19 protein-coding genes are annotated in these 21754 nt (G+C 73.6%); 10 read left to right on the top strand and 9 right to left on the bottom strand.

Annotated features, from left to right (window positions below; all coding sequences use genetic code 11):
* Window positions 1-122: 122 nt before the first annotated feature.
* Window positions 123-920 carry a DUF4253 domain-containing protein gene (locus tag EJC51_RS18990; protein ID WP_126272176.1) on the bottom strand — a complete coding sequence of 266 codons (798 nt, stop codon included), beginning with the start codon at window positions 918-920 and terminating at the stop codon, window positions 123-125.
* A gap of 90 nt (window positions 921-1010) precedes the next feature.
* On the opposite strand from EJC51_RS18990, the gene EJC51_RS18985 reads away from it, so the two are divergent.
* The 3 genes from EJC51_RS18985 to EJC51_RS18975 all read left to right on the top strand — a co-directional run bounded on the left by EJC51_RS18985 (window position 1011) and on the right by EJC51_RS18975 (window position 3438).
* Window positions 1011-1694, top strand: a complete 684-nt coding sequence (locus tag EJC51_RS18985; RefSeq protein WP_126272175.1) for a class I SAM-dependent methyltransferase — start codon at window positions 1011-1013, stop codon at window positions 1692-1694.
* Window positions 1695-1823: 129 nt separating this feature from the next.
* Window positions 1824-2789, top strand: a complete 966-nt coding sequence (locus tag EJC51_RS18980; RefSeq protein ID WP_126272174.1) for a DMT family protein — start codon at window positions 1824-1826, stop codon at window positions 2787-2789.
* Window positions 2790-2805: 16 nt separating this feature from the next.
* Window positions 2806-3438 carry a hypothetical protein gene (locus EJC51_RS18975; RefSeq protein WP_126272173.1) on the top strand — a complete coding sequence of 211 codons (633 nt, stop codon included), beginning with the start codon at window positions 2806-2808 and terminating at the stop codon, window positions 3436-3438.
* 328 nt (window positions 3439-3766) lie between these two features.
* Here the strand turns inward: EJC51_RS18975 and EJC51_RS18970 are convergent, their stop codons facing one another.
* On the bottom strand, window positions 3767-4813 hold the full coding sequence (locus EJC51_RS18970) for a LacI family DNA-binding transcriptional regulator (protein ID WP_097264370.1): 1047 nt from the start codon (window positions 4811-4813) through the stop codon (window positions 3767-3769).
* A gap of 368 nt (window positions 4814-5181) precedes the next feature.
* Between EJC51_RS18970 and EJC51_RS18965 the strand changes: the two genes are divergently transcribed.
* From EJC51_RS18965 to EJC51_RS18945, 5 genes are all read left to right on the top strand, one after another.
* Window positions 5182-6333, top strand: a complete 1152-nt coding sequence (locus tag EJC51_RS18965) for a Gfo/Idh/MocA family protein (RefSeq protein WP_126272172.1) — start codon at window positions 5182-5184, stop codon at window positions 6331-6333.
* Window positions 6330-7484, top strand: a complete 1155-nt coding sequence (locus tag EJC51_RS18960) for a dihydrodipicolinate synthase family protein (protein ID WP_126272171.1) — start codon at window positions 6330-6332, stop codon at window positions 7482-7484. The genes EJC51_RS18965 and EJC51_RS18960 overlap by 4 nt, the downstream gene beginning before the upstream one ends.
* A 32-nt stretch (window positions 7485-7516) precedes the next feature.
* Window positions 7517-8314, top strand: coding sequence for a sugar phosphate isomerase/epimerase family protein (locus EJC51_RS18955; protein ID WP_126277038.1), 798 nt, complete (start codon window positions 7517-7519; stop codon window positions 8312-8314).
* Between the two features lie 190 nt (window positions 8315-8504).
* A complete protein-coding gene (locus EJC51_RS48235; protein WP_207924745.1) occupies window positions 8505-8879 on the top strand; it encodes a hypothetical protein in 375 nt (124 codons plus the stop codon).
* A 31-nt stretch (window positions 8880-8910) separates the two neighbouring features.
* Window positions 8911-9360 carry a hypothetical protein gene (locus tag EJC51_RS18945; protein ID WP_126272170.1) on the top strand — a complete coding sequence of 150 codons (450 nt, stop codon included), beginning with the start codon at window positions 8911-8913 and terminating at the stop codon, window positions 9358-9360.
* A 200-nt stretch (window positions 9361-9560) separates the two neighbouring features.
* Here the strand turns inward: EJC51_RS18945 and rbsD are convergent, their stop codons facing one another.
* The 6 genes from rbsD to EJC51_RS18915 form a co-directional block, all read right to left on the bottom strand.
* Complete coding sequence (rbsD, locus tag EJC51_RS18940) at window positions 9561-9950, bottom strand: D-ribose pyranase (protein WP_126272169.1); 390 nt, start codon at window positions 9948-9950, stop codon at window positions 9561-9563.
* Window positions 9947-10849, bottom strand: a complete 903-nt coding sequence (locus EJC51_RS18935; RefSeq protein WP_126272168.1) for a ribokinase — start codon at window positions 10847-10849, stop codon at window positions 9947-9949. The genes rbsD and EJC51_RS18935 overlap by 4 nt, the downstream gene beginning before the upstream one ends.
* Window positions 10850-10917: 68 nt before the next feature.
* Window positions 10918-12855 (bottom strand): ABC transporter permease/substrate-binding protein, encoded by a 1938-nt coding sequence (locus tag EJC51_RS18930; protein WP_126272167.1) that lies wholly within the window; start codon window positions 12853-12855, stop codon window positions 10918-10920.
* Entirely contained in the window at window positions 12845-14368 is a 1524-nt protein-coding gene (locus EJC51_RS18925; protein ID WP_126272166.1) for a sugar ABC transporter ATP-binding protein, read from the bottom strand. The genes EJC51_RS18930 and EJC51_RS18925 overlap by 11 nt, the downstream gene beginning before the upstream one ends.
* Window positions 14365-15402 (bottom strand): LacI family DNA-binding transcriptional regulator, encoded by a 1038-nt coding sequence (locus EJC51_RS18920; RefSeq protein WP_126272165.1) that lies wholly within the window; start codon window positions 15400-15402, stop codon window positions 14365-14367. Before EJC51_RS18920 ends, EJC51_RS18925 begins: the two co-directional genes overlap by 4 nt.
* Window positions 15403-15582: 180 nt before the next feature.
* A complete protein-coding gene (locus tag EJC51_RS18915; RefSeq protein WP_126272164.1) occupies window positions 15583-16104 on the bottom strand; it encodes a GNAT family N-acetyltransferase in 522 nt (173 codons plus the stop codon).
* Between EJC51_RS18915 and EJC51_RS18910 the strand changes: the two genes are divergently transcribed.
* The gene (locus EJC51_RS18910) at window positions 16103-16720 is read left to right on the top strand and encodes a helix-turn-helix domain-containing protein (protein WP_126272163.1); all 618 of its coding nucleotides are present in this window, start codon (window positions 16103-16105) and stop codon (window positions 16718-16720) included. The two genes, EJC51_RS18915 and EJC51_RS18910, sit on opposite strands and share 2 nt — an antisense overlap.
* Complete coding sequence (locus EJC51_RS18905) at window positions 16717-18006, top strand: MFS transporter (RefSeq protein WP_126272162.1); 1290 nt, start codon at window positions 16717-16719, stop codon at window positions 18004-18006. The genes EJC51_RS18910 and EJC51_RS18905 overlap by 4 nt, the downstream gene beginning before the upstream one ends.
* Here the strand turns inward: EJC51_RS18905 and EJC51_RS18900 are convergent.
* Window positions 17984-21625, bottom strand: a complete 3642-nt coding sequence (locus EJC51_RS18900; protein WP_244362731.1) for a BTAD domain-containing putative transcriptional regulator — start codon at window positions 21623-21625, stop codon at window positions 17984-17986. The two genes, EJC51_RS18905 and EJC51_RS18900, sit on opposite strands and share 23 nt — an antisense overlap.
* Between the last annotated feature and the right edge of the window lie 129 nt (window positions 21626-21754).

Raw genomic sequence — 21754 nt, 5'->3', positions numbered from 1 at the left:
CGGACAGGGCGGCTCGGATAGTTGACTCAGTCAGAGATAACCGTACGACCGCCCCGCCCCGCCGTCCAGATCCCCGCCCCGCCCTCCGGACCCCGGCCGCGCCGGCTCGGTCCCGCGTCGGCTCAGTCCCACCAGAACCGCCACTGCGTCCGCCCGATCAGCCCGCTCGCGTACTCGGGGAAGGGCGTGGGCGGGTCGTCCACGATGTTGTCGGCGGTGGACAGCAGGTGCTCCAGGGCGAGCCGGTCCGCGCTCGCCCGGTCGAGGGGCGGCCGGGCGACGGAGACATGGACGTCACCGCCGTAGGCACCCACGACACGCGCCCCGAAGCGGTCCTCCCAACTGCGCAGCAGGGCGGTGAGGAGGGGGATGGGCGGACCGCCGTCCCAGCCGATGACGGCGACCACGTCGGCGGCGCGGCGGGCGGGGACGAGGGTGAGCGACGGAGTGAAGTACTCGGTGGAGAGGAGATCGGCGACGGTACGCCGCGCGGCCTCCTCCGGCGTCGTACCGGGACCACCGTCCCCCGACGGCGGACCGGCGGGAGCGAGTCCCGGCCAGGTCTCGAAGGGCGGTCCGGGGTCGTGCGGCCAGGGCTCGACGTCCTCGGGAAGGTCGTCCGACGTCTCCTCGGAGGCCGGGGCGGACCAGTAGGGCAGCCGCTCCTGCCGGTACGCCGCGAAGTCGGCCGCGAGGACCTCGTCCAGGCGTATCGCGTCGGCGGCGGCCGGGTCCTCCGGCCGGTCGTGCGGGTCCGGCCAGCAGAGGTGCGGATACAGGCCGGTGACGGCGGCCTGCCGCAGCAGCTCGCCGAACAACACGTCGACGTCGTCCGGCAGTTCGTCGCAGACCCAGATCTCGGCAGGGCCACGGCGCTCGAACCGCCCCGGGGGCAGCCCGGCGGGCAGGGAGAAGACCATGGCGTGACGATAAGGGCGAGCACTGACAATGCCGCGTGCCGAGAGCGAACCGGGGTTTGTGCGGGACGGCGTGTTCCCAGCGTCATAGGTATGACGACGACAGCGGCGTACGACGACCACGCGGACTGGTACAACGACTACATGTCGCCCGACGCGGGCGGCGACTACATCCGCCAGGTGCACGGCACACTCGGCGACCTCCTGGGCCCCGGCGCGGGCGTCTGCCTGGACGTCTGCTGCGGCACCGGCGCCCACGCGGGCGTGCCGGCGGACCTCGGCTGGACCCCGGTCGGCATCGACCTCTCACGCGGCCAGCTCCGCCACGCCGCCGCCCGGCTGCCGGTGGCGGTCGCCGACGCGACGGCCCTCCCGCTGGCCGACGGCTCCGTACCGGCCGCGGTGTGCGTGCTGGCCAGCACGGACGTCCCCGACTACGCCGCCGTGACCGGGGAGATCGCCCGCGTCCTGGCTCCCGGCGGCCGGTTCGTGCACCTGGGCGTCCACCCCTGCTTCGTCGGCGCGTTCGCGGACCGGGGTGAGCCGGGGCGGGTGGTGCTGGGGGACGGGTACGCGGACCGTTCCCGGACGCTCGGCGGCTGGAACCCGGCGGGCGTACGGGCCCGGGTCGGCGCCTGGCACATCCCGCTGGCGGACCTGCTGAACGCCGTGCCGGCGGCCGGTCTGCGGCTGGAGCGGACGGTGGAGAGGGGGCGGGAGGGGGTGCCGGAGCTGTTCGGTTTCGCGGCGGTGAAGGGCGGGGTCCCGGGGCGCTGAAGGCCCGTTGAAAGCCCCGCCAAAAGAAACGCTTGCGTTTCGCTAAGAGGCTCCGTAGCCTATCTGTACGAAACGGTTTCGTATTGATGCGGTCGGGCGTGGGCCCGGCCCGGCGAGGAGGTGGGCCCGATGACAGCGTCCCCGGTGCTGCTGGCGGTCGCCCTCTCCCTCATCTCGGCGGTCTGCTACGCCACGGCCGCCGTCGTCCAGGAACGGACCGCGGCGGCCACGCCGGGCATGCGCGGCGCACTGGCCCGCGGCGCCTGGTGGGGGTCGGTGGCCCTCAACGCGGGCGGCGCGCTGCTCCACGTGGTCGCCCTGCGCTACGGCCCGCTGACCCTGGTCCAGCCGCTCGGCGCGCTGAGCCTGGTGCTCGCGGTGCCGCTGGGCTCGCTGGCCACGGGCCGCCGCACCTCCGGCACCCAGTGGCGGGGCGTCGCCTACACCCTCGTAGGCCTGAGCACGCTGCTCCTGGTCACCGCGACGGGTGGCGCGCCGCACGACACGCTGGGCACCGCCGAGGTCCTGGCCGTCGCGCTCTTCGCGGCGGGCGCGGTGGCGGTGCTGGTGAGCGCGGGCACGGGAGGCCTGGCGTTCGCCGCGGCGTCCGGCATCGCCTCCGGTGTCGGCTCCACGCTGTCGCAGAAGCTCGCGGTGGGCCCGACGGTGTCCTGGGGCACGGCTCTGGTGGGGGTCCTGACGGTGGGCTTCGCGGTCGGCGGCCTGCTGCTCTCCCAGCAGGCGTACCGCAGCGGCCTCGGCGGCCCCCTCGCCCTCCTCACCCTGGTCAACCCGGTCACCGCGTCCGCCATCGGCATCGCGCTCCTGGGCGAGGGATTCCAGTACGGCGGCACGGGCACGCTGCTCGCGCTGGCAGGGGCAGCGGCGGCGGTGTACGGCGTGACGCTGCTGAGCCGCGCACAGGAGGCACCGAGCACGTCGGGCGCGTCGAGCACGTCGAGTGCCCCGCGCACCCTCCGGGCGCCCCGCACCCCCCACACCCCGAACCGGACGGTACCGGTCGCGGTGGTGGCCCCCCGCCCGTCCCTCACCCCCGCAACCGTCGAACTGACCGGCCCCGCCCGGTCGTTGTGAAAGGCAGACCCCGCACATGACGATCCTGCGACTGCGCCCCCGTACCGCCGTCATCCGCCCGGCCGGCCTGGTCGACGTACCGGCGGTGGTCCGCCTGATCACCCCGCCGTCGCCCGTGCTCCGCTCGGGGGAGTGCCTGGCCGGCGACTGGGACCAGGCGCAGCGCGCCATGCGCCTGCTGCTGGCTCACCACGCGTTGGAGGAGGGCCAGGTGTGGGTGGCCGAGCGCGCCGACGGCGAGCTGCTCGCGGCCGCCGTCTGGATGCCGCCGGACGCCGGCGCCGAGCCTCCGCACGCCCGCCTGGGCTCCCTGTTCGCCCGCGAACTCGCCGTCCGCCCGCCCGAGAGCCCGCTCCTCCCGGCGGCCCTGAAGAAGGCCGGCCCCGCCGAACCGCACTGGACGGTCGTCACCGTCTGCGCCCAGGACGACACGGAGGCCTGGGAGCCGACCCTGGTCGCCGACCTCCTCGCCCCCGGCCTCGCCGAGGTGGACGCGGAGACCGCCACGGCGGTGGCCCTCACCCTCGCGGTCCGCCACACCGACCAGCTGCGCTCCCTGGGCTTCCGCCATCCCCGGCACGTCCCCCTGACACCGGGCCTCGGAGTCTGGCTGACGACGCGCTTTCCGGAGCAGCGCCTGGCGGCGTGAGCCGACACGACGACCTCGACGCCGGCACCCCGCAACCGGCGTGCGGGCGACTCCATCTCGGGCCGGGTCCCGGAGAGCTCCCCGCCGAGGACCCGCTCCAGCACCGCCCTGACCTCCGCGAGCCCGAACCCCGCGCGGAGAATCGCGGCACGGCGCCCCGATGCCCTGCGAGCAGCAACTCCCGTACGTCGTGGGACAGTTCTCCACCACGCTCGGCCACCGCGAACCCAAAGGAGACGCCGGTCGCCCCGCGCCGCCGCCGGTCGCCCCGCGCCGCCGCCGGTCGCCCCGCGCCGCCGCCGGTCGTCCCGCGTCACCTACGACGCGATCAACCCCGCGGACCCCCCGTGGACCCCCGCACCATCAACTCCCCCCGAATCACGGCAATCCCCCCGGGCGGCGGCTCCTCCCGCCCCATCGCGATCCGCCCCGCCCGAGCCCCCGCCTCCGCGAGCGGCAACCGCACCGTCGTCAACGCCGGCACCGCGTCGATGCTGAACGGCAGATCATCGAACCCGGCGACCGACACGTCGTCCGGAATCCGCAGCCCCGAGTCCCGCAGGGCGGCGCACGCCCCCAGCGCGACGGAGTCGTTCGCCGCGACCACCGCCGTGAGCGACGGGTCCCGCCGCAGCAGCTCCAGGGTCGCCTCGTACCCGGCCCGACGGTCGTACGGCCCGTGCACGGTCCACCGCGGGTCCTCCTCGATCCCCGCGTCGGCGAGCGCGGCCCGGTGCCCCTCCAGCCGGTGCCGGGTGGTCGTCCGCTCCTCCGGGCCCGCGATGTACCCGAGCCGCCGGTGGCCGAGCCCGATCAGATGCTCGGTGAGCTCCCGCCCGCCCCCACGGTTGTCGAAGGTCAGCGCGATGGCCGAGGTGTCCGGCACCGCGGGCCGCCCGCACAGCACCACCCGCGTCCCCGCCTCGCCCAGCTTGCGCAGCTTCGCGGCCACGGCCGCCGCGTGCGGCGCGTCCTCGACGGCGCCACCGGTCAGCACGACGGCCGCCGCCCGCTGTCTCTGGAGCAGCGTCAGATAGGTCAGTTCGCGCTCCGGGGAGCCGCCCGTGTTGCAGGTCACCGCGAGGCGCTCACCGCCCGCGCGTCCGCCCGGACCGCCGATCTCCGACTGGATGGCGCTCGCCATGATCCCGAAGAAGGGGTCGGCGATGTCGTTGACGAGAATCCCCACCAGGTCGGACGTGGCCGCGGCCAGCGCGCTCGCCGGTCCGTTCAGCACGTAGTCCAGCTCGTCCACGGCGCGCAGCACCCGCTCGCGGGTGGAAGCGGCCACGGGGTAGTTCCCGTTCAGCACGCGCGACACCGTCGCGGGCGAGACCTGTGCGCGCGCCGCCACGTCCGCCAGGGTCACCGTCATCTCGTCGTCCTCCGGTCGCGCATCTCAGTCGTACCTCGTTGTACACGCACAGGCGCAAGGCATTGGTTTCGTACGGGCCACAGGGCCCCGCAGGGCACACGACCCCGCAGGCCACGCAGTCCCCCAGGGCCACGCAACCCCCAAGGCCACGCAACCCCCCAGACCTTAAGGCCCCCGACCCCCGTTGTTCGCCCCCTCGAACAACTCAACCCCGTCACGGTCTTGTCCAGACCGCTGGTCAGAGGCTAGCTTCTTCGTAGATAGAAAGCGCTTGCTGTATCGCTCACCAGTCGAGGCGTACGCGGCGCGCACAACCGCGTACGGAATGCGCAGGGAACGCTGCGTACGACGCCTACGAAGGGACCGACGTGACACGCAAGACGGTGCGGATCGCCATGAACGGCGTGACCGGACGCATGGGCTACCGCCAGCACCTGGTCCGCTCCATCCTGGCCCTCCGCGAGCAGGGCGGCCTCGACCTCGGCGACGGCACCGTGCTGTGGCCGGAGCCGATCCTGGTCGGCCGCCGCGAGCACGCGCTGAAGGCGCTCGCCGAGCAGCACGGTCTGGAGCACTGGGCGACCGACGTGGACGAGGTCCTCGCCGACCCGACCGTCGACATCTACTTCGACGCCCAGGTCACCTCGGCCCGCGAGGAGGCGATCAGGAAGGCGATCGCGGCGGGCAAGCACATCTACACCGAGAAGCCCACCGCCACCGGCCTCGACGGCGCCCTGGAGCTGGCCCGCCTCGCGAACGCGGCGGGCATCAAGCACGGCGTGGTCCAGGACAAGCTCTTCCTCCCCGGCCTGCTCAAGCTGAAGCGCCTCATCGACGGCGGCTTCTTCGGCCGGATCCTCTCCATCCGCGGCGAGTTCGGCTACTGGGTCTTCGAGGGCGACTGGCAGCAGGCCCAGCGCCCGAGCTGGAACTACCGCTCCGAGGACGGCGGCGGCATCGTCGTCGACATGTTCCCGCACTGGGAGTACGTCCTCCACGAGCTCTTCGGCCGCGTGAAGACCGTCCAGGCCCTCACCGCCACCCACATCCCGCAGCGCTGGGACGAGAACGACAAGCCCTACGACGCCACCGCCGACGACGCCGCGTACGGCATCTTCGAGCTCGACGGCGGCGCCATCGCGCAGATCAACTCCTCCTGGGCCGTCCGCGTCAACCGCGACGAGCTCGTCGAGTTCCAGGTCGACGGGACGGAGGGCTCCGCCGTCGCCGGTCTGCGCAACTGCCGTGTCCAGCACCGCAGCGCCACCCCCAAGCCGGTCTGGAACCCGGACATCCCCGCCACCGAGGTCTTCCGCGACCAGTGGCAGGAGGTCCCGGACAACGCCGAGTTCGACAACGGCTTCAAGGCGCAGTGGGAGCTGTTCCTCAAGCACGTCTACGCCGACGCCCCCTACCACTGGGACCTCCTCGCCGGCGCCCGCGGCGTCCAGCTCGCCGAGCTGGGCCTGAGGTCCTCGGCGGAGGGCCGCCGTCTCGACGTACCGGAGATCGCGCTGTGACGATCCGACTCCCCGACTTCAAGGGCGGCTTGAGGGCGTACGAGCCCCGCACCGAGCCGCTGCCGGTGAAGACCGGCACGCCTTTCACCTCCCGTACGGTCTTCTCGGCGGCGCACGTGGTGGCCGACCCGTTCGCGGACACGACCCCCGACTCCCCGGCCGCCGTCGACTGGGACGCTACCCTCGCCTTCCGCCGCCACCTGTGGTCCCACGGCCTCGGTGTGGCGGAGGCGATGGACACCGCCCAGCGCGGCATGGGGCTGGACTGGGCGGGCGCGGCGGAGCTGATCCGCCGGTCCGCCGCCGAGGCGAAGTCCGTCGGCGGCCTGATCGCCTGCGGCGTCGGCACCGACCAGCTCACCGGCCCGGCGACCCTGGCCGAGGTCCGCGCCGCCTACGAGGAGCAGCTCGCCCTCGTGGAGGAGTCCGGAGCCCAGGCCATCCTGATGGCCTCGCGGGCGCTGGCCGCCGCGGCCTCCGGCCCCGAGGACTACCTGGAGGTCTACGGCCACCTCCTCCGCCAGGCGTCCGAGCCGGTGATCCTGCACTGGCTGGGCCCCATGTTCGACCCGGCGCTGGAGGGCTACTGGGGTTCGTCCGACCTGGACGCGGCCACGGACACCTTCCTGGAGGTCATCGCGGCCCACCCGGACAAGGTCGACGGCATCAAGGTCTCCCTCCTGGAGGCCCAGCGCGAGATCGACATCCGCCGCCGCCTCCCGCAGGGCGTCCGCTGCTACACCGGCGACGACTTCAACTACCCCGAGCTGATCGCGGGCGACGAGAAGGGCTTCAGTCACGCCCTGCTCGGCATCTTCGACCCGCTGGGCCCGCTGGCGGCGGAGGCGGTCCGCGTCCTGGACACCGGGAACGTGGCCGGCTTCCGCGAACTCCTCGACCCCACCGTCGAGTTGTCCCGCCACCTCTTCCAGGCTCCCACCCGCTTCTACAAGACGGGCGTGGTCTTCCTGGCGTGGCTGGCGGGCCACCAGAGCCACTTCACGATGGTCGGCGGCCTCCAGTCGGCCCGCTCCCTCCCGCACTTCACCCGCGCCTACGAACTGGCGGACGGCCTGGGCCTGTTCCCGGACCCGAAGCTGGCGGAGGAGCGGATGAAGACCCTGCTCGCCCTGTACGGAGTGGTCCAGTGAGCACCGGACTTGAACGCTTCTCCATCAACCAGATGACGGTCAAGCAGCTGTCGATGCCGGAACTGGTCGACGCCTGCGGCCAGTTGGGCATCGCCAACGTCGGCCTGTGGCGCGAGCCCGTCCAGACGTACGGCCTGGAGGCGACCGCCAAGCTGATCCGCGACGCGGGCCTGACCGTCACGACCCTGTGCCGCGGCGGCTTCTTCACGGCGATCGAGCCGGGGGAACGTTCCAAGGCGCTGGACGACAACCGCCGCGCGATCGACGAGGCGGCGACGCTGGGCACGGACACGCTGGTGCTGGTCTCCGGCGGTCTCCCGGCCGGTTCGAAGGACCTGCATGGCGCCCGGGAACGGATCGCCGACGCGCTGAGCGAGCTGGGCCCGTACGCGGAGGAGCGCGGTGTGAAGCTGGCCATCGAGCCTCTCCACCCGATGTACGCCTCCGACCGCTGCGTGGTCTCGACGCTCAAGCAGGCCCTCGACCTCGCGGAACGCTTCCCGGCCCACCAGGTCGGCGTCACGGTCGACACGTACCACATCTGGTGGGACGACAACGCCCCCGCCCAGATCGCCCGCGCGGGCGCGTCGGGCCGTATCCACACCTTCCAACTCGCCGACTGGACCACCCCGTTGCCCGAGGGCGTCCTCAACGGCCGCGGCCAGATCGGCGACGGCGCGATCGACATGCGCGAGTGGCAGGGCTACGTCGAGGCGGCCGGGTACACCGGCGCGATCGAGGTGGAGCTGTTCAACGACGGGCTGTGGGCGCGGGACGGGCGGGAGGTGCTGGCGGAGACGGCGGCACGGTTCGTGGAGCACACGGCATAGCAGGACGGGCTTCGGAACGCCGACGGGATTCGTGCCGTCGGCGTTCCGAAATCACCGATGGTCATTGTCACTCACGCAATATCCGGATAGATCGTTGCAATCCGGTCATCGATCGGTATGTGTTCCTCACGGGAGCCTCTTAGTCTTTGCGGTCGCATTACCGCCCATTGACCAAAGGCCGCAACAAAACATGCGCATACCGAAGGCCGGTACCACCGGCCTGGTTCTCCTGTCCGTCCTGCTGCCGGCCGGCCCGGTGCACGCCGCGGCGCATCGCACAGGCTCCCCGGTGGAGGCGCTGTCCGAGCGCGCCGAGACCTCGACCACCTGGGTGCACGGGGACGGCTCCCTGACGACCGAGCTGACCGCGGGCCCGATCCGCTTCGAACGCGACGGCCGCTGGGTCCCGGTCGACACCGACCTGACCGCCCGCGCGGACGGCACCGTGGCGCCCAAGGCCCACCCCGCCGGCCTCACGCTCGCCGGCGAGGGCGGCGACATCGCCGACTCGCTCGCCGAGGCCCGTACCGCGAAACCCCGCGACCTGGCTACATCGAGCGCGTGATCATCCTGCGCCCCAAGCCGAGGAGCTGAGAATGATCCGCACCCTGCGCCTGCCCGCCCTGGCCCTCGCCCTCGGCGCCCTGCTGACGGCATGCGGCGACGACAACGGCCCGACGGAGTACCAGACCGCCTACACCAACCACCGCCCCCTCCAGGTCACCGGCCACCCCTCCACCGGCAGCCTCGGCACCGTCCAGCAGATCGTCTGGCACCTCGCCGACCAGGACGCCGAGGCACTGGCCGCCCTGCACACCGAGGACGGCGACGGACGCCCGCAGGCCCGCGCCTGGATCAAGACGTACGCCGCCGACGCCGGCGGGAAGGTGACCGCGGACTTCCTCGACGAGGGGTCCGTACGCCAGGACGTGGTGCTGCACTTCGCCAAGTCCCGCCGCACTCAGGAACTCACCGTCCGGATCGGGGACGACGACAGCTGGGGCGTGGTCCTCGCCGACCCGCATCCGGTGCCTGAGCCCCGCTAGAGCGGCCCGGTGAAAATTTCTCGAGAAGCCGTACAACCCTCCCCGCACCTGCCGTGTCGTACTTGGCATCAGGACTTCTGGGGAGGGGATCTGGGGGGATCGCGGGGGTTCTGATCTGGAGGGGGAAAGGCCGAGGGGGCCTGGTCGACGGACCAGGCCCCCTCGAAGCATCCGGCGCGGTTCACTCGCGTCCGGCGGGTTCAGAAGAACACCCCGCAGCGCAGCAGCACATTCGCGTACGGCCGCGCCTCGCCCGTCCGTACGACCAGCCGAGCCCCCGCCGACAGCTCCTTGAGCCGCTCATGGGAGACGAACTCCAAGCCGGTGAGGGAATCGCCCAGCAGCTCCGCGGCCGCCGGGTTCGCGTCGCGCACCTCGGAAGCCGCCGTGGCCCCCTCCACCACCAGCTCCGCCAACAGCCCCTCCAGCACCTCCGCGAAGGACGGCACCCCCGCCCGGAAGGCGAGGTCCACCACCCGGGGCCCGTCGGGTATCGGCATGCCGGCGTCGCAGACCAGGACGCCGTCACCGTGCCCCAACTCGGCCAGCGCGCCGGACAGATGACGGTTCAGGATTCCCGCCTTCTTCACAGCGCGTCGACCTCCTCGGCCGTCGGGAAGGACACCTGCGCGCCCTCCTTCGTCACCGCCGCCGCCCCGACCCGGGCCGCGTACGCCGCCGCCTCCTCCAGGGACGCCCCCGTGCCCAGCCGGTAGGCCAGCGCCGCCGTGAACGCGTCGCCCGCGCCCGTCGTGTCCACCGCGTCGACCTTCACCGACGCCACCCGGCTCACGCCGTCCCGGGACGCCACCAGCGCGCCCTCCGCGCCCAGGGTCACGACCACCGACCGCGGGCCCTTCGCCAGCAGGATGCGCGCCCAGTCCTCCGGGTCGTCCCCGATCGCCGAGTCGCCCAGGATGACCTTCGCCTCGTGCTCGTTGACGATCAGCGGGTCGCAGGCCGCCAGCAGCACGGCGGGCAGCGGGCGCGGCGGAGAGGGATTCAGCACGAAACGGCTGTCCGGCGACAGGCTCGCCGCCACCGCCACGACCGTCTCCAGCGGGATCTCCAGCTGCGCCGACACCACCCGGGACGCGTGGAACAGACTGCCCGCGGCCCGCACGTCCTCCGGCGTCAGGCGGCCGTTCGCGCCCGGTGAGACGACGATGCTGTTGTCGCCCGACGGGTCCACCGTGATCAGCGCGACCCCCGTCGGCGCCCCGCCGACCAGCACGCCCACCGTGTCGACGCCGGCCGAGCGCAGCGAGTCCAGCAGCAGCCGGCCGTGCCCGTCGTCGCCGACCCGGGCCAGCAGAGCCGTGCGCGCGCCCAGCCGGGCGGCCGCGACGGCCTGGTTCGCGCCCTTGCCGCCCGGGTGGACGGCCAGGTCGGAGCCGAGCACGGTCTCCCCGGCCGCCGGCCGGCGCTCGACACCGATCACCAGGTCGGCGTTGGCCGACCCTACGACCAGGAGGTCGTAGTCGTACATGAAGTTGCTCCCCTATGAGATGACGTGAGCCGGCGGGCGCCCGTGAGAGCGCCCGCCGGCCGTTGGTCTCAGCCCGCGAAGTCGGCCACGTTCTCCTTCGTGACCACCTTCACCGGCACCATCACCGACTTCTCGACCTTGCCGCCCTCGGCCACCTTCACCGCGTTCCGCACGGCGATCCTGCCCAGTTCCGCCGGCTGCTGTGCCACCGACGCGTACAGCGTGCCTGCCTTGACGGCGTTCAGGCCGTCCGCGGTTCCGTCGAAGCCGATGACCTGGACGGACTTCCCGGCCTTGGAGCCGAGCGCCTTGATCGCGCCGAGCGCCATCTCGTCGTTCTCGGCGAAGACACCGTCGATGTCCGGGTTGGCCTGAAGGAGGTTGGTCATGACGTCCAGGCCCTTGGTGCGGTCCCAGTCGGCGGGCTGCTTGGCGACGACCTCGATGCCCGGGTAGGCCTTGAGCCCCTCGGTGAAGCCGGCGCCGCGCTCCCGGCTGGCGGAGGTGCCGGCCTGGCCCTGAAGGACGACGATCTTCCCCTTGCCGCCCAGCTTCTCGGCGAGGTCCTTGGCGGCGAGCTTGCCGCCCGCCACGTTGTCGGAGGCGACGAGGGCCGCGGTGTCCGCGTTGTTGACGGCCCGGTCGACGGCGACCAGCGGGATGCCCGCCTTGTTGACGCCCTTCGCCGCCGGGGTCACCGCGTCGGAGTCGACGGCGTTGACGATGATCGTGCCGAGGCCCTCGCTGGTGAAGTTCTGCAACTGGTTGGCCTGCTGCGAGGCGTCGTTCTGCGCGTCGGTGACCGTCAGGTCCACGCCCAGCTTCTTCGCCTCGGCCTGCGCACCGGCGCGGATCTGCACGAAGAACGGGTTGTTGAGGGTCGACAGCGACAGGCCGATCTTCTGGCTCTTCGCCTCCGAGGTGCCGCCGTGGAGGAGCGACGTGGCGCCGACGATCGCCGCCGCGACGACCGCCGCGAGCACGTAGGTCGCCGCCTGCTTGCCCTTGTTGCCGCCCGTACCGGCCGCGACCGGGGTGGCCCCCGCCTTGCGGCGGACCGTGTCGAGCAGCACCGCCAGCGCGATGACGACACCGATGACGACCTGCTGCCAGAACGCCGACACGGACAGCAGGTTCAGGCCGTTGCGCAGCACCGCGAGGATCAGCGCGCCGATCAGCGTCCCGGACGCCTTGCCCGTACCACCGGCCAGCGACGCGCCGCCGATGACGACCGCCGCGATCGCGTCGAGCTCGTAGCCCTGCGCGGCCTGCGGCTGCGCGGAGGAGAGCCGGGCGGCCAGCACGATGCCGGCCGCGGCGGCGAACAGCCCCGAGAACGCGTAGATCGCGAGCTTCTGCTTCTTCACCCGCAGGCCGGAGAGGCGGGCCGCCTCCTCGTTGCCGCCGATCGCGTACATCGAACGCCCGATGTACGTCCGTCCGAGCACGAACGCCGTGATCAGACCCATGCCGACCATCACCAGCACCGGCACGGGCAGCCAGCCGCCGAGGGTGTCACCGAGGTGCGAGACGGAGGACGGGAACGCGATCGGGGAGCCCTGCGAGATCACCAGCGACAGACCGCGCGCCACCGACAGCATGGCGAGCGTCGCGATGAACGGCGGCAGTTTGCCGTACGAGATCAGGAAGCCGTTGACCAGACCGCACGCTATGCCGGTCGCGATCGCGAGCAGCACGGCCAGGACGACCGGCATGCCCTGCGACGTGGCGCTCCAGGCGAGGACGGTGGCCGACAGGGCGGCGACCGAGCCGACCGACAGGTCGATGCCCGCCGAGACGATCACGAAGGTCACGCCGAAGGCGAGGATGGCGGTCACGGCCGCCTGGACGCCGACGTTCAGGAGGTTGTCGGTGGTCAGGAAGTCGCCGGACAGCGCCGACATCGCGATGACGAGGACGATCAGCGCGGTCAGCGCGCCGTTGTCGAGGAGCAGCCGGCGCAGCCCTGAGGCGCCCGTCGTGCTCTTGAGCGTGTCAGTGGCCACGGGGGGCCTCCTTCTCAAGCGTGGTGGGGTTGCTGACGGCGAGCGCCATCACGGCGTCCTGGGTGGCTTCCGCGGCCGGGAGTTCACCGGCGATCCGGCCCTGGGCCATGACCAGGACCCGGTCGCTCATGCCGAGGACCTCGGGCAGGTCGCTGGAGATCATGAGCACGGCCGCACCCTGGGCGGTCAGCTCGTTGATCAGCTGGTAGATCTCGACCTTCGCGCCGACGTCGATGCCACGCGTCGGCTCGTCGAGGATCAGCACCTTGGTGTCGGCGAGCAGCCACTTGCCGATGACGACCTTCTGCTGGTTGCCGCCGGACAACGTCCGTACGTGCTGGCCGAGTCCGGCCATCCGCACGCCCAGCTGCCCGGCGATCCGGGCGGCGGCCTCCCGCTGCCCCTTGAGATCGACGAGCCCCGCGCGCGTGGCCGAACGCAGCGTCACCAGACCGAGGTTCTCCTCGACGGACGCGTCAAGGACCAGGCCCTGGCCCTTGCGGTCCTCGGGGACGAGCCCGATGCCCGCCGCCATGGCCGCGTTGACGTCGTGCCGCCGCAGCGCGGCTCCGGCGACCTTCACCGCGCCCTGGTCGTACGGGTCGGCGCCGAACACCGCGCGCACGACCTCCGTACGCCCGGCGCCGACCAGCCCCGCGATGCCGACGACCTCACCGGCGTGCACCTCGAAGGACACGTCGTGGAAGACACCGTCCCGGGTGAGCCCCTCGACGGTCAGCAACGCGGCGCCCTTCTCGGGCTGTTCGCGCGGGTACTGCTGCTCGATGGAGCGCCCGACCATGAGCCGTACCAGCTCGTCCTCCGGGGTGGAGGCGGGGACCTGGCCGACCGACCTGCCGTCCCGGATGACCGTGACCCGGTCGCCGAGGGCGGCGATCTCCTCCAGGTGATGCGTGATGAAGACGATCCCGACGCCGTCCTCGCGCAGCGTGCGCACGATCGCGAAGAGCTTCTCGACCTCCTCGGAGGTGAGCACGGCGGTCGGCTCGTCCATGATCAGCACGCGCGCGTTCAGGCTGAGCGCCTTGGCGATCTCGACCATCTGGAGGCGGGCGATGCCGAGTTCACGCACCCGCGCGCGGGGCGAGACGTTCACCCCCACACGCGCGAGCAGGACCTCGGCGTCGGCCTCCATCCGCTTCCGGTCGATCATGCCGAGGCGGCGCGGCTGGCGGCCCAGGAAGATGTTCTCGGCGACCGTCAGATCGGGGACGAGGTTGAACTCCTGGTAGATCGTGGCGATCCCGAGGCGCTCGGAGTCCTGGGCGCCATGGATGCGCACCTCCTCGCCGCCGGCCAGAATGCGGCCCGCGTCGGGCGTGTAGGCGCCGGAGAGCATCTTGATGAGGGTGCTCTTGCCCGCGCCGTTCTCACCGAGGAGGACGTGCACCTCGCCGCGGCGCAGGTCGAAGTCGACGCCGTCCAGCGCGACCACGCCCGGGAAGGTCTTCCGAATGCCCTCGATGCGCAGCAACTCGTCCGCGTTGCTCACGACTGGCTCCTGTTCTGTACGGGGGCCGGCTCGGGGAAAGCCGGCTGCTCGCCGCACGAGCGGCGTACGACGAGACGGGCGGGGAGGGTGACGGACTGCGGGGGCCGTCCCTCGATGCGGTCGACCAGGGCCCGCACGGCGGCCCGGCCCAGCTCGCCCGTCGGCTGGGCGACCGCGGTGATCGGCGGATCGGTGTGCACGAACCACGGGATGTCGTCGAACGCGGCGAGCGCGATGTCCCGGGGGGCCCGCAGCCCTCGCGCGCGGATGGCGTCCAGCGCGCCCAGCGCCATCAGGTTGTCCGCGGCGAACACGACCTCGGGCGGCTCGGGCAGGTCGAGGAAGCCCTCGGTGACCCGCCGCCCGCTCTCGGCCTGGAAGTCGCCCTGCCCGATGTAGGCGTCGGGGAGTGCGAGACCGTACTCGGCCAGGGCCTCCCTGAAGGCCTCCACGCGCTCGCGGCCGGTGGTGGTGGCCGCCGGGCCCGCGATGATCGCGAGCCGCCGGTGGCCGAGGGAGTGCAGGTGTGCGACGAGGTCACGCACCGCGCCCCGCCCGTCGGACCGCACCACCGGCACGTCCACGCCCGGGATCCACCGGTCCACGAAGACCATCGGCGTCCCCGCGTGCGCGGCGTCCAGCATCAGCGGGGAGCCGCCGTCGGTGGGGGAGACCAGGAGGCCGTCGATACGGCGGTCGAGCAGGGTCCGTACGTGGTGGTCCTGGAGGTCGGGCCGTTCGTCGGCGTTGCCGATGATGACGCTGTAGCCGAGCGCGCGGGCCTCCTCCTCGACGGAGCGGGCCAGTTCGGTGAAGTACGGGTTGAGCACGTCGCTGATGACCAGGCCGAGGGTGCGGGTCTGGTCGGTGCGCAGCGACCGGGCGACGGCGTTCGGGCGGTAGCCCAGGGCCGCCACGGCGGCCAGCACGCGGGTGCGTGCGTCGGCGCTGACCGACGGATGGTCGTTCAGGACGCGCGACACCGTGGCGACGGACACTCCCGCCTCGGCGGCCACGTCCTTGATGCTCGCCATCGCCGTTCCACCTCCCTGTGGATCGATCGTGTGCAGCCGGGCAACCGGTTCATGGAATCGATTACATCGGCGTGTACGGAGGATTGGAATCGATTACATGCGGGTTAATCAAGCCCTCGACCGACCTCTGAGACCGGATCGTGATGAAGGGTGCTCAGCTGAGCGGAACGGCCGCCCCGCTCAGCTCAACGGCAGCCGCATGATCGTCAGGTCCAGCCAGCGCCCGAACTTGATGCCGACCTCCCGGACCGTCCCCGCGTGCTCGAAGCCGTACCGCTCGTGCAGCCGGACCGACGCGGCGTTCCCGGCCTCGATGCCGGCGACCATCACGTGGTGCCCCGCGCCCCGGGCCGCGTCGATGACGGCGGCCAGCAGGACGGAACCGATGCCCCGGCCGTGGTGCCCCTCGCGGACGTAGACCGAGTTCTCCACGGTGTGGCGGTAGCCCTCCTTCTCGCGCCAGGGCCCGTAGGTCGCGAAGCCCACCACCTCCCCGCCGGCCTCGGCGACGAACGCGGAGCCGCGCTCCAGATGGGCGGCCAGCCAGTCCGCCCCCTCCGCGGCGGACAGCGTCCGGTCCGTCCACAGGGCGGTGGAGTGCTCGATCGCGTGATTGCGGATCTCCCGGACGGCCTCGGCGTCCCCGGGGAGCGCCGGACGCACGGTCACCCCTGGGGCGGCCTTCTCGTATATTGGATTCATGTCCAACATAGTAGATCCGCTGGTCCGCCGGATCGCCGCACGCGTGCGTGCCGAGCGCGAGCGCCGTCGCTGGACCCTGGCCCAGCTCGCCGAGGCCTCCGGTGTCTCGCAGGCGATGATCAGCCGGATCGAACGGGAGGAGAGCAGCCCCACGGCGGTCGTCCTCGGCAAGCTGTCGGCCGCGTTCCGGCTCAGCGTGTCGTCGCTGCTGGCGGGCGAGGGCGAGGGCGAGGGCGAGGGCGAGGGTGAGGGCGAGACTGCGACCGAGACCGGTGCGGGGCGGGTGCGGCGGCAGGCCGACGCGGCGGAATGGCGCGACCCGGAGACCGGCTACCGGCGCCGCCAGATCACCACCCCCCGCTTCCCCGCGGAGATCGCCGAGATCCGCCTGCCCCCCGGGGCGCAAGTCCCGTACCCGGCGGCGGCGTTCGCGTTCATCCGGCAGCTGGTGTGGGTCCTCGACGGCCGACTGACCTTCCACGAGGGCGACCTGGTGCACGAACTCCACGCGGGCGACACCCTCGAACTCGGCGAACCGGCCCCGCGCACCTTCGTCAACAACACCGGCACGGAGTGCCGTTACGTCGTCGTCCTGACCCGGCACCAGCAGCCATGAGACGGCAGCCGCGACTCGCGCGACGCACCCCCCGCGTCACCGCCGGCCCCGAGCCGTCACCCGCCTTCGGCACCGCACGCCCGCCTTCGGCACCGGAGCCCGGCGGCCGTCGGGGCCGTACCGTCCTGCTCGCCGTCGTCGCCGGCACCGCGATCGCCAACAACTACGCGATCCAGCCCGCGCTCACCGACATCGCCGCCGAGCTCCACGTCCCGCTGTCGGTGATCGGCCTCGTCCCCACCGCCGCCCTGCTCGGCTGCATGACCGGCTTCGTGCTGCTGCTCCCGCTGGCCGACCGCGTGGCGCCGAACCGTCTGCTGCCCGCCCAGCTCACCGCCCTCGCCGCCGCCCTCACCCTGGCCGCGGCCGCCCCCGGCGCGGGCGTCCTGCTCGCCGCCTACCTCCTCGTCGGCGCCACGGCCGGCGTCGCCGCGCAGGCCGGCGCCCTCGCGGGCCGCCTCGCCCCGCACGGGCGTCGCGCGCGTGCCGTGGCCGGCGTCGCCGCCGGGATGTCGGCCGGCATCCTGCTCAGCCGCCTCGTGGGCGGAGCCCTCGCGGACGGCCTCGGCTGGCGGACAATGCTGCTGGTCTTCGCCGCCGCCGTACTGCTGTGCGCGACCGCCGCCGCGTGGCTGCTGCCGGGGGAGCGGCCGCCCGCGCGCGGCACGTACCCGGCCGCCGTCCGCGCACTGCCCCGTCTGCTGCGCCAACACCCCGGCCTGCGCCGGGCGGTGGCCGCGGGAGGCCTGTGGTACCTCGCCTTCAACCTGGTCTGGGTCGCCCTCGCCCTGGCCCTCGGCCGCCCGCCGTACTCCCTCGACCCCACCGCCATCGGCCTCTACAGCCTGGCGGGCCTCCTCGGCTTCGTCGCGCTGCCCGTCACCGGCCGCCTGGCCGACCGCCACAGCCCCCGTACGGTGATCACGGCCTCGCTGGCCACCGCCGCGACCGGCACCGCCCTGCTCGCCACCGGCCTCGGCGATCCCCTGGTCACCGTCGTCGGCCTGGCTCTCTTCGACGCGGGCGCGTTCGCCGCCCAGGCGGCCAACCAGAGCAGGGTCATGGCCCTCGACCCCGAGCGCGGCGGCAGCCTCAGCGGCGTGTACCTGGTGCTGTACTTCGCGGTGGGAGCCGTCGGTACGACGATCGCGGCGCCGTTGCTCGAAGCCGTCGGCTGGACCGGCACCGCGCTCACGGCGCTGGCCGCGCTGGCGGCCGCCGCCGGCGTCGTACGCACCGGGGACGGACAGGGGCGAGACGCCGTCAGGAAGAGCCCGCCCCGCTGACCGGCGCCCCCCACGCGCGGGCGACGCGCTCCGCCACGGTGTACGCCTCGGCCGCGTGCCGCTGCTCACCGAGGAACCGGTACAGGTCCCCGAGGGCCCGGGCGAGGGGACGCGTGGCGTAGGCCCCGCCGGCCGTCCCGGCGAACTGCTCCCGCAGCGGCAGCAGATGGCCGACCAGCATGCGGGCGGTGTCCCGGTCGCCCAGCAGGACCGCGAGCTGACTGCGGTAGTCGAGCTCCAGCCCGTAGAGATGGTCCGTCACCGGCCGCGCCGGGAACTCGACGGCCCGCGCCTCCGCGAGCCGTCCCAGCCGGGCCAGGACGAGCGCGAGGGCCACGGCGACGGGGGCGCCGACCGCCGCGTGGACGGCACGGACGTCGGCCTCGATCTCCGCCTCGCGGCCCTGCGTGAGCCGGATCGTCCACAGGCCCAGCGTGCGCGGCCCCGTGGCGTGTTGCGTGCCGACCCGCTGGAAGAGCCCCTCGGCCTCGGCGTACCGGGCCTCCGCCTCCTCGAACCGGCCGGCGACCGCGGCCAGCATGGCCGAGGTGGCGACGTTGATGCCCTGCGCCCAGCGCATCCGGTAGCGGCGGGCGAGTTCCAGTCCGGCGGCGGTGTGCCGGCGTACCGCGTCCGGGTCGTTGCGGGTCGCGGCCGTCAGACCGTCGAGGTGTTCGCAGACCCAGCGATGGGCGGGCAGGTCGTGGGCCCGGGCCAGCTCGCGCAGTTCGGCGACGAGCGGGGTGCGGGCCGTGCCCTGCGTCTCGTGCGGCAGCACCCGCGCGGACGTCATCAACGCCGAGGCCAGCAGCCGGGGTTCGCCGTCGGCCCGGGCCAGCGCCAACTGGCTGCGTGCCGCGTCGAGGGCCCGCGGCGCGTCCTCGCCCGCCACCGCGTCGGCCAGGACCTGGAGCACGCGCGCGCGGGTCGGACCGTCCAGCGCGGGGTCACGGGCGAGCCGCTCCAGATGGGCCAGGTCGGTCCGGTCCAGGAAGCCCTCCAGGCGGCTTCGCCACGGGGAGGGTTCGGTCCAGCCGCCGTAGACCGCCGCGGCGAGATCGTCCCGGCCCGCCCGTACGGCCAGGTCGACGGCCCGCCCCCGGGTGCGCCGGGCGGCGTCGGTGGCACCGGCCCGCACCTGTGCGCCCAGCAGCCGCACCAGCAGCGCGACGGTGCCGTCCGGATCGTCCTCGGGATCGGCGGTCGCCGCGGTGTGCGCCTCCAGCGCCTGCTCGATCAGTCCCACGGCCACGTCGTGGGCGTACCGCCGCTCGGCCCGCTCGGCGGCCCGCAGCGCGTAGTCGACGGCCAGGGGAGCGTTCGCCGTACGGCCGGAACGGGCGAAGTGGTGGGCCAGCGCGGCGAGGTCGTCGGGGCGGTGGCGGCGCAGTTCGACGGCGATCCGGTCGTGCAGGCGGGCCCGCCGGGTGCCGGACAGGTCCGTGTAGACGGTGTCGCGGACCAGCGCGTGCACGAACCGCACCCGCCCCGGCCCCGGCTCGGTCAGCAGATCTGCGGCGACGGCCGCCTCTAGTCCCGCCAGCACGGTCTCCTCGTCCGCCTCGGCCGCGTCCGCGAGCAGCGCGACGTCGGACTCCAGCCCCGCCACCGCCGCGAGCCGTACGGCCGCGAGCGCTTCGGCGGGCAGCAGGGCGAGCCGCCTGCGCAGCACGTCCCGTACTCCTTGCGGCACTTCGGACACGGCGACCAGGGCGCCCTCGTCGGCCAGCAGCCGCGCGCTCTCCCACACGTAGAACGGGTTGCCGCCGGTGCGCTCGGCGAGCGCCGTCACCGTGGCCGCGTCCACGGGCCCGCCGCGGACGGCGGTGACGACGGTGGCGATGTCCCGCTGCGACAGGCCGCCGAGGGCGATCCGGTGCGGGAACCGGGGCGCGAGGTGGGCCAGGCTCTTGGCCAGATGCCCGTTCACCTCGGCCGGCCGGTAGCAGGCGACGGTGAGCAGCGGCACCCCGGTGATCGCGGCGGCCGCTTCGAGCAGGGCGAGGGTCTGCCCGTCGGCGCGGTGCAGGTCCTCCAGGACGACGGCGATCGGCCGCCCGGCCGCCGCGTCCCGCAGCCAGGCGGCGAAGGCCCGGTACAGCCGGAAGCGGCCCGCGGTGGCCTCGTCGCGGGTGGTGGGGGCGCTGCCGGAGGGGGAGGGGGGACCGGCGGGGGGAGAGGGGAGGCCGGCGGGGGGTCGGATCGGGGTGTTGGGGGCGGTTGTGGTGCCGTCCGGGGTTGTGCGCGTGATGGTGGCGGAGGCGGATGTGGTGCCGTCCGGGTTCGCGCGCGCCATGGTGGCGGGGGCGGTTGTGGTGCCGTCCGGGTTTGCGCTCGCCATGGTGGCGGGGGCCGTCGTGGTGCCGTCCGCGTTCGTGCGGGCCATGGCGTCCGGCGCGGCAGGCGTGCTGTCGGACTCGCGCAGGAGGGCCGCCAGTTCCTCCGGCCGTGTGGGGGGTGCCGTGCGCGCGAGTGCGCCGAGCGCCTCGGTCCAGGCCCAGGCCGGTGGGGCGCCCTCGTCCTCGGGGCAGCGGCCGACGACCACCGTCCAGCCCCTGCCGCGCAGGCGGTCGGTGAGCCGGGCGAGCAGGGCGGACTTGCCCGCCCCCGCCTCGCCGGTGACCAGCACCATGCCGCCCGTGCGCCGGGCCGCCTGTGCGGCGCCGTCCAGGGCCCGCAGCTCCTCGCTCCGGCCGACGAACAGGTCGTGACCGCCACGGGGCGGGGTGGGGTGGACGGTCGCGGGGGGTGGTGGTGCGGCCGGGCCGGGCAGGGCGGGTGCTGGAGTCGGGCCAGGCAGGACCGCCCCCGCCGGTGACGGGGCCGGTACGGACGCTGTCCGCCGCGCTGCCGGTACCGCCGCCCGCAGGACGTCCAGCTTTTGGGCGAGGACGGCGTGTTCCAGCTCGGCCAGGGCCGGTGAGGGGTCGCAGCCGAGCTCGTCGCGCAGGACCGCGCGGGCCCGGCGCAGCGCGGCGAGGGCGTCGGCGCGCCGGCCGCCGGCCCAGTGGGCGAGCGCCAGCAGCCGCCAGCCCTCCTCGCGCAGCGGCCGGTCGCGGACCATGGCCTCGGCGGCGAGGGTGGCCTCGGCGGTGTGCCCGGTGCGCAGACCGGCGGCGACGGCGAGTTCGTGGGCCTCCGCGCACAGCGCGTTCAGGCGGGCCGCCTCGGGGAGCGCCCAGGTCTCGTCCGCGTGCTCCAGGAACGGGGGCCCCTGCCACCAGCGCAGGGCCTCGGTCAGCAGCTCCCGGGCCTGTGCCGCGGGCGCGCGCCGGGCACGGCTCACCCAGGACTCGAAGCGCCAGGCGTCCACGGTGTCCTCGGGCAGCCGCACGGCGTATCCGGGAGCGGCGGAGACCAGCACGGAGGCGGGTGCACGGGGCGGCCGCCCGGGTTCGAGCAGACGGCGCAGGTTCGACACGTACGACTGGAGGGACACGGTCGCCTTGGCCGGGGGTGCCCCGCGCCACAGTTCGTCCACCATGCGGTCGACGGACGTCACCCTGCCGCGGGCGGCGACGAGGAGAGCGAGGACGGCCCGCTGCCGCGGGGGCCCCAACTCCACCGGGGCGCCCGCGACATCGGCACCCAGGGGACCCAGGACTCTGATGGACAGCACGCCGCCGAAATGTAGTCGAGCCCGGTGCGCACACCGTCAACAGGTACTAAACGCGCTGGTCGGACCGGACATCGGCGGCGCTGTCGAGGGGGCTCCAAGCGGACTCCATGTCACCGCCAAGCACGCGCC

Origin of the sequence: Streptomyces aquilus, assembly GCF_003955715.1 — a bacterium.
GTDB classification, from domain to species: Bacteria; Actinomycetota; Actinomycetes; order Streptomycetales; family Streptomycetaceae; genus Streptomyces; species Streptomyces aquilus.
Note: the sequence above shows the minus strand (reverse complement) of the source record. Positions and strands in the feature narration are given on the sequence as shown.